Source organism: Demequina sp. NBRC 110051, assembly GCF_002090055.1.
GTDB lineage: Bacteria > Actinomycetota > Actinomycetes > Actinomycetales > Demequinaceae > Demequina.
Genome location: NZ_BBRH01000024.1, coordinates 20,426 through 28,091, shown reverse-complemented (window position 1 = coordinate 28,091; position 7,666 = coordinate 20,426). Strand labels below are relative to the sequence as shown.

The following is a 7,666-nucleotide window of genomic DNA, read 5'->3' as shown; positions in this document are numbered from 1 at the left end:
CTCGGGGCGCCGGGACGTCCCGGTGTCGGCGGTGCGCCGTAGTCTGGGCGCATGGCGCACGACAAGGCGAACGGCGACAGGGCACACGGCTCGCTGCCGTGGCACGGCATCAACGACGACAGCGGCGCGGTCGCGCCCTCCAAGCCCGCGTTCCCCTCGACGGGCTCCACACCCGTCGTGCCTCGGGAGGTGCCCGGGGAGGATGGCGACATCATCGCACCCGTCGCACAGCCCGACAGCGAGGAGATTCATCCCTCGTCCGGGACATGGGAGGTGGTGGATGCACCCCACGAGCGCGCCGCAGCAGACCACGGCGTCGATCCCGTGCGCGAACTCGGCGACTCGGCCGTGAGGCAGGCGTCGCTCTCGGCCTCGGGCGCCATCCCCCGCGTCACGCCACAGCCAGCGTCAACCGCGCCCACCACGTTCCAGCCCGAGGACGGAGTGGCGCCCCAGCCCGCGTGGTTCGCCGGCGATCCGCGGAGCAATGCGCCTGCCTCGGCGGCGTCGTGGGCGGCGACGAGCGCGGCGTATACGCCCGAAGTACTTCCCGACGCCTCCGAAGCGCTCCCCGACGCGGCTGTCGCGGCCGCCGTCGACGACGACCGAGCCGTAGCGGAGCCCGCCGACGACATCCGCGACGACGGAGGCCGCGACGACGAGGACGACGCCACCGCATCGGATTGGTCGGACTACGACGAGGGTGACGACCTCGAGACCGATGACACCGATCCCGCCGACACCGACGCCATGGACGCCGATCCGGACACCGCACCCGGCGCCGATGGCGACGACGACGGCACCGTGCCCCCGCCGCCCGCGGACGAGCATCACCGCCCGTGGTACCTGGGAGCCGCGTTCCTCACGATCGTCGGCCTCGTCGTGCTCGGCGCCGTGGCATACGTCGTGTACCTCCTCGTCAATGAGCCAGAAAAGGACGTCGAGATCGCCGCGCCCGTGGTGGTCGAGGTACCCGCCGAGTCCACCGTCGAACCCATCGCGCTCGACAATCCCACCGACTTCCTCGCGGCCATGCCCGCCACGGTGGGGGTCTACGGCATGAGCGGCGCGACTCCGGTCGAGGAGGACACCGCCGGCCTGGACACCCGGGTGGCTGAGGTCGACGACCTCACGTACACCGACGGCGAGACGACCCTCGAGCTGCGTGCCATCCAGCACTACGACGAGGCGGACGCCACGGCACAGTTCGACACCCTCGCGGCGAATGGAAGCGACCCTCAACCTGTGACGGTCGGTGACGCCGAGGTCGGTCAGCGCGTCACGATCGACGGCGACCCGGCGTCGTACGTGTGGCGCAACGGCACCGCGGTGTTTGTCCTCACCGGACCGGCCGATGCGCTCGAGGAGTTCTGGATCCAGTTCCCCCTGTAACGGCAGGTCCCGGCGCGATCGCGGGCCGCAGTACTACCCTGGCGGCATGAGCGAGCCGACACCGACGTCCCCGTCCGCACCCCGCGTCGCCATCATCGGAGGCGGGGTGATGGGCGGCACGATGGTGACCGCCCTGCGAGTCGCCGGGTGGCCGGTGGATCGCATCACCGTCGTCGAGCGAGACAGGGCACGCGCCGCCGCCCTCGCCGAGGGCCACGGCGTCACGGTGGGCTCCGATATCGCGGCCGCGGTGGTCGACGCCGACGTGATCGTCATCGCCGTCAAGGTGTACGACACCGAGGAGGCGCTCACCCACATCGCGCCGGTATACCGCCCAGGAGCGCTCGTCCACACGGTCGTCGCAGGGCTCACCACCTCGTTCTACGAGGAGCGTCTCCCTGCCGGCGCTCCTGTGGTGCGGTCCATGCCCAACACACCGTCCATCATCGGCCACGGCGCCACGGCGATCACCGCAGGCGCCTACGCGGACGAGGGCCACATGGCCCTGGGAATCGACATGCTCAAGGCGACCGGTCTGGTCGTGACGGTCGACGAGAGCCAGATGGACACCGTGACCGCCATCGCCGGCTCGGGTCCGGCGTACTTCTACGCGTTCGTCGAGGCCCTCACCGAGGCGGGCGTGGGCCAGGGCCTCGACCGCGAGCTCGCGACCCAACTCGCGGCCCAGACGTTCCTGGGTGCGGCCCGCCTGCTGGTCGATACCGGCGACACCCCCGACGTCCTGCGCAAGCGCGTCTCCTCCCCCGGCGGCACCACCATCGCGGCCCTCAAGGCGCTGTCCGACGCCGGCCTCGACGGCGTGGTCGCGGCGGGGGCCGATGCCGCCGCCAAGCGCTCGCGCCAGCTCGCCGAAGAGTTGGGCTGACCAACCCGCCCGCCCTCCGTACGGAGGGCGGCCACGGCATCGGCCGTCCTGGTCGGTCGACCTACTCGGTCGACAGCTCGCCGTGGAACAGGTGCGCGGCCACCGTCTGGCGCACCGCGTCGACGAAGACGTCCGCGTACCCCTCGCGGGCGAAGGGCCCCAGGTAATGCTCTCGCGCGGCTTCGCGTGCGGGCGCCTTGCCCTCGTCGCGCACCAAGGCGCCGATCCACGCGGGGATGTCGTCCCCGGGGATGGCGGTGTACGCGGCGGCTGCCAGGGTGGGCCTGCCCTCGATACGCACCAGCGTGTCGGGCTGCATCTCCATGATCGCGAACGGCTTGCCGCTGAACAGGAAGTCGTTCGGTACCGCTGAGATATCCGTCACCGCCATGTCGGACGCGTTGAAGCAGCCGATGAGGTCGAGCTCGGCGAACAACTCGGGGCCGTAGCGGTGGGCGCGGCCGGTGCGCCGCGCGTCCTCCGCCAAGAGTGCGTGGATGTCCGCGATGGCGGCACGCAGCTGCGCCGAACCCGAGGAGTACGGGTGTTCGCGGAAGATCACCGTGAGGCCCTCGTCGAGCAGCGCCTGAACGATCGCGCGGCCGTGCGGAAGGGACGAGTAGTTGGCGTCGCCGAAGAACCCATTCCACGTGGGCGCGTAGAGCGCGGTGCGCGCCTGACCCGGGTCCAGGCGCGGGCCTTCGATGCCCGTCACCTGCGGACGACCCACGATACGGAAACGCTCGGACGGGATGCCGATGCCGTGGTCGCCATAGCGGTCGATGGCGGCCTGACCGGCGACCCACAACTCGTCGTACATCGCGCTGATGGGGTTACGGCTCGACGCCTTGTCGGAGTCGCCGTGAAGGATCTGGACGTGGTGCAGCTGATAGCGGCGCACCGCGTGGGTGTTCGCGGCGGCATTGTTGACGTAGATGACCGTGCCGCCGCAGTGGGCGAGCACCTCGTCGACGGCGCGGAGGGACCCGGCATAGATCACCGGGCGGTCGGTGATGGAGCGCAACTCGCTGAACAGGGCCTCTTGGCGCGCGATGATCACGTACGGCAGGCCCGCCTGCTCGAGATACGGCAGCCACATCTTGAGCTGATACGCCGACCCGTAGGGGCCCGATTGGTAGACCGCGTAGGCGGGCTCAAGCCGCGAGATCGAGTCCAGCACGCGCTCGCGAGTGCTCGCGCGACGAGCGAACCGGCGGGCAACCAACCCCGTGCCGAGCGCCGCGAGCACGGCCGCGAGCACCGCCACAATGGTGGCGAGCACGCCCGGCCACAGCGCGAGGGCCGGCAGGCTCAGGACTGCCGCGAGCGAGACCGCGGCGATGGCCCACGGCAGCGACCGGGACTGATCGTCGGCAGTGGTGCTCAGCCGAAGGTCGCCGCGCAGGGCCGGCTTGGTCACGAGCGCCGACAGCGCCGCCGAGCCCGCGCCCACGAGGAACACGATCGCCACGGCCCAGTCCTGGCTGTCCTCGCGCAGCGCCGCGGAGGTGCCTAGCGCGCCCAGCGACAGCCACGTGGCCGCCGCGGATCGCCCGGCGCCGGCCACGAAGCGCGCCAGCAGGCCAGAGGAAGGCAGGCGTGCCTGCATCGTCGGGCCCACGGGCTGCGTGAGCGGCACCACGATGAGCGCGACGACGAGCGCGAGCACGGCCGGGATCAGCCACGACGCCTCGATCGCGACAGCGGTCGCGACAAGGGCCGCGAGTGCAAGCGCGATCAGGCGGCGAGGCTTGACGAGCCCCTTCAGCATGGACAGCATCGGCTCGTTACTGCCGCACAATCACGTTCTGCTGGTCGACGTACTGGCCGGTGGGGCCCAGCATCGTCTCGATCACCTGCGCCACGTGCTGCGGCTGCATGATGGTCGACGGATCCTCATCGGGCGCGAGCACCTTGCGCAGGTCCGTCGCCGTGCGCCCGGGCGACAGGCACACCACGCGCGTGCCGAAGATCTTCAGCTCGTCGCGCATGACCTCGGACATGTTGATCACCGCGGCCTTAGACGCCGAATAGGTGAGCCAGCCGGAGCGGCCGCCGATGCCAGCGGTCGACGCGATGTTGACGATCACCTCGAAGCGGTTGCCGCGGTGCAGCAGCTCCTGGACCAGGGTGAACGGGCCGTACACGTTGACCGCGATGGTGCGCTCGAAGTCCGCGAAGTCCACCTGGTGGATCGGCACGGGGTTGGTGTAGCCCGCGTTGTTGATGAGGAAGTCGATGTTGCCGACCTGCGCGTAGACGCGCTCGATCGCGGCGATCAGCGCCTCGCGGTCGCCCACGTCGACGGTCTCGCGCACGAGCGTGACGCCCGCGGGCACCTCGGCCTCGAGCGTCGCGAAGTTCTCGTCATAGGCGTCGGACGCGCGGGCCATGAGGACGATGGTCGTGATGTCGAGATCCGAGGCGGCCAGCCGGCGCACGGTCTCGAGGCCGATGCCCTTCGAGGCACCGGTGACAAGGGCAGTCTTAGACATCCTCTTCCCCCTCGTGACGCAGGAGGTGGGTGGCGAGGTTCACGTCGCCAGGGGTGGTGACCTTGAGGTTGCGCTCGTCGCCCTCGATGAAGAACACGTCGATGCCGGCGTCCGCGCACATGGTGGCGTCCTCGGTGAAGGTCAGTCCGCTGCTGAGGGCAAACTCGTGCCCCGCGCGCAGGTCCGCCTTCGCGAACTTCTGCGGCAGCTGCACATTGCGCAGACGGGCGCGCTCGAGCGAGCCGGTCACGCGCTGCGTCTCGGGGTCCACCGGTGCGACGGTGAACGAGATCTCGCGCATGAAACCCACGTTGGCGTGCGGCGACTGAGCGAGCTCGCGGAAGTCCGCGGCGCGCACCAGCGGGCGCGCGGACTCGTGGATCATCACCACGTCGTTGGTCGCCTCGTCGAGCAGGCGAGCCACGGACTCCTGGCGCGTGGCGCCGGCCTCCGCGTAGACCACGGGGGTCGAGATCGCGTAGTCCTTGACGATCTGCTCGACGGTGTCGAGGTGGCCTGCGGGATAGTTGACGACGATCTGCGTGATCGCCTCGACCTCATCGGCCTCCTTGAGGGAGTACACGAGGATCGGGACGCCGTTGATCTTGACGAACTGCTTGGGTCCGGCCGTCTTTGCCCGGGCGCCCACGCCGCCGTTCAGCAGGAGTAGGGAGATCACGTTCACTCCAAAAGTCGGGATAGGTCGCCCATAGTCTAGTTTGCGCGGGAGCCGCGGCGGTCAGGCGAGCGCCTCGCGCGCCAGGAGCGAGCGCTTCACGTCGACTCCCCACGCGAAACCCGTGAGCGCGCCACTCGCCCCGGTCACCCGGTGGCACGGCACGAACAGGGCGACCGGGTTCGCCCCGCAGGCCGCCCCGACGGCGCGGCTCGCGCCCGGCGACCCGAGCGCCGCGGCCACCTCGCCGTACGTGCGCACCTGGCCTGCAGGGATGTCGCGCAGCGCGTCCCACACGCGGGCGCGAAACGGCGTCCCGGGGGCCCTGACCGCGACCCGACCGACCGCGGAGGTGTCTCCCGCGTAGAAGGCGGCCACGGCATCGGCCGCCTGCACGGATCCGGCAAGGCCGGGTCCGTCCGTCAGACGGGAGCGAGCGGCGAGCACCGCGGGGTCGTCGGTCCAGCCGGCAGCGACCACCGCGCCGTCCTCCTCGATCACCACGAAGGGTCCGTCAGGAGTGGTGAGGGTGTCATGAGTGCGCATCGGTGTCTCCAGGGGTCGGTGACGCGGCGCGCCACAGGTGCATCATCAGATAGCTGCGCCACGGCGCGAGGCTGGCGGTCGCGGCCACGAGTCCGCGTGCGGCGTCCGGGAGACCCAACGCCCTGGCACCCGCCCTCACCGCGACGTCGTCAGTGAGGAGGATGTCTGGCGCGCCCAGGACGCGCAGCGCCACATAGTGCGAGGTCCAGGGGCCGATGCCGGGGAGGGCCTCGAGGTCGGCCGTCGCCTGGGTCACGGTCCGGCTGGGGTCGAGGACGAGGTCGCCATTCGCGAGGGCCGATGCCGTCGTCGCCAGGGCGGCGCGGCGGGCCCTTGGCCCGCGCACGGCGTGGTGGGCGCCTTCCGCGATCGCGGCGGCGGTAGGGAACAACGTGGTGAGGTGCTCCGTGGCGAGCGCGGCGGGGAGCGGCTCGCCGAGATTCGCGACCAGGCGCGCCACCGCGGTGCGCGCCGCGGCCACCGTCACCTGCTGGCCAAGGATCGCGCGAGCGACCATCTCCGCGGGGTCTACGGAGCCAGGGATGCGAATGCCGGGGGCGGCGGCGACCGCGGGCGCGAGGAGGGGGTCGGTCGCGAGCGCCGCATCGATCGCCTGGGGGTCCGCGTCGAGGTCGAGCAGGCGACGGGTGCGGGCGATCGCCTCCGACAGATCGGCAAGGTCGGTGAGACGCGCGGACATGAGCACGTGGTCCGCGGCGGGCTCGAGCGTGAGGACGGCCGGACCGTGGTCGAGCCGAATTCCGCGCTGGTACGCACCGTCCGCAATGTGCTCGACTCCGGGCACGGCGCGACGTCCCAGCCAGTCCATGAGGCCCGCGCCATCGAAGGGAGCCCGGACGGGCAGGCGAAGGGTGAGCGCGCCGGGAGCCGCCTGGGACCAGGCTCCTGTGCGGGCCTCGGATGCACGCGCCCGCGCGCGCACGTCGGTGGGCGTGAGGCCAAAGACCTCCCGGATGGTGTCGTTGAACTGGCGCAGCGAGGCGAAGCCCGCGGCGTGTGCCACCTCGGCGACCGGCAGCGTGGTCGAGACCAGGAGCTGCCTCGCGGTCTGGGCCCGCTGGGCGCGCGCCAGAGCAAGAGGCCCGGCGCCCAGTTCCTCGTGCAGGATGCGGCCCAGCTGGCGCGACGAGTAGCCCAGGCGACCGGCAAGGCCCGGCACGCCCTCGCGGTCCACGAGCCCGTCGGCGATCAGCCGCATGGCGCGTGCCGCGACGTCCTCGCGCAGGTTCCAGGCGGGGCTGCCTGGAGTGGCCTCGGGCAGGCAGCGGCGGCACGCGCGATAGCCCGCCTGATGCGCGGCCGCCGCGGTGACAAAGAACGTGCAGTTCTCCGGCTTGGGTGTGCGCGCGGGGCACGAGGGCCGGCAATAGATGCCGGTGGAGCGCACCGCCGTGAAGAATTGCCCATCGAACCGCGCGTCCCTGCCGTGCACGGCGACATACCGGGCATCGAAGTCGGTGGGGGCGGTCATGGCTCCAGGATGCCCTGCGCTGGCGCCGCTCGCTGGCGGTTTTCGGACACGGCGGTGGCGGACACAGCAGTGGCGGGTAGGGCGGCGCCGGACATGGCGACGCCGCCACCGGCGCAAGGGGGAAAGACCGGTGGCGGCGTCGCTACGGGGGCGGGCTCTGCCCCCGGGGATCGGGCGGG

General features: G+C 71.4%; 7 protein-coding genes. 2 read left to right on the top strand and 5 right to left on the bottom strand.

Annotated features, from left to right (window positions below; translation table 11 throughout):
• Positions 1-51: 51 nt before the first annotated feature.
• Positions 52-1,392 carry a hypothetical protein gene (locus B7K20_RS12730; RefSeq protein ID WP_084102906.1) on the top strand — a complete coding sequence of 447 codons (1,341 nt, stop codon included), beginning with the start codon at positions 52-54 and terminating at the stop codon, positions 1,390-1,392.
• Between the two features lie 46 nt (positions 1,393-1,438).
• Positions 1,439-2,278, top strand: a complete 840-nt coding sequence (gene proC, locus B7K20_RS12725; RefSeq protein ID WP_084102905.1) for a pyrroline-5-carboxylate reductase — start codon at positions 1,439-1,441, stop codon at positions 2,276-2,278.
• A 61-nt stretch (positions 2,279-2,339) separates the two neighbouring features.
• On the opposite strand, the gene B7K20_RS12720 is transcribed toward proC, so the two are convergent.
• The 5 genes from B7K20_RS12720 to B7K20_RS12700 are packed head-to-tail and all read right to left on the bottom strand — an operon-like array spanning position 2,340 to position 7,487.
• Positions 2,340-4,058 carry a hypothetical protein gene (locus B7K20_RS12720; RefSeq protein ID WP_084102904.1) on the bottom strand — a complete coding sequence of 573 codons (1,719 nt, stop codon included), beginning with the start codon at positions 4,056-4,058 and terminating at the stop codon, positions 2,340-2,342.
• Between the two features lie 7 nt (positions 4,059-4,065).
• Positions 4,066-4,773: an SDR family oxidoreductase gene (locus B7K20_RS12715; protein ID WP_084102903.1), complete on the bottom strand. Its 708-nt coding sequence runs from the start codon at positions 4,771-4,773 to the stop codon at positions 4,066-4,068.
• Positions 4,766-5,452 (bottom strand): 2-C-methyl-D-erythritol 4-phosphate cytidylyltransferase, encoded by a 687-nt coding sequence (locus tag B7K20_RS12710; RefSeq protein ID WP_084102902.1) that lies wholly within the window; start codon positions 5,450-5,452, stop codon positions 4,766-4,768. The genes B7K20_RS12715 and B7K20_RS12710 overlap by 8 nt, the downstream gene beginning before the upstream one ends.
• Before the next feature lie 60 nt (positions 5,453-5,512).
• Positions 5,513-5,995, bottom strand: a complete 483-nt coding sequence (locus tag B7K20_RS12705) for a methylated-DNA--[protein]-cysteine S-methyltransferase (RefSeq protein WP_084102901.1) — start codon at positions 5,993-5,995, stop codon at positions 5,513-5,515.
• The gene (locus B7K20_RS12700) at positions 5,982-7,487 is read right to left on the bottom strand and encodes an AlkA N-terminal domain-containing protein (RefSeq protein ID WP_084102900.1); all 1,506 of its coding nucleotides are present in this window, start codon (positions 7,485-7,487) and stop codon (positions 5,982-5,984) included. Before B7K20_RS12700 ends, B7K20_RS12705 begins: the two co-directional genes overlap by 14 nt.
• Between the last annotated feature and the right edge of the window lie 179 nt (positions 7,488-7,666).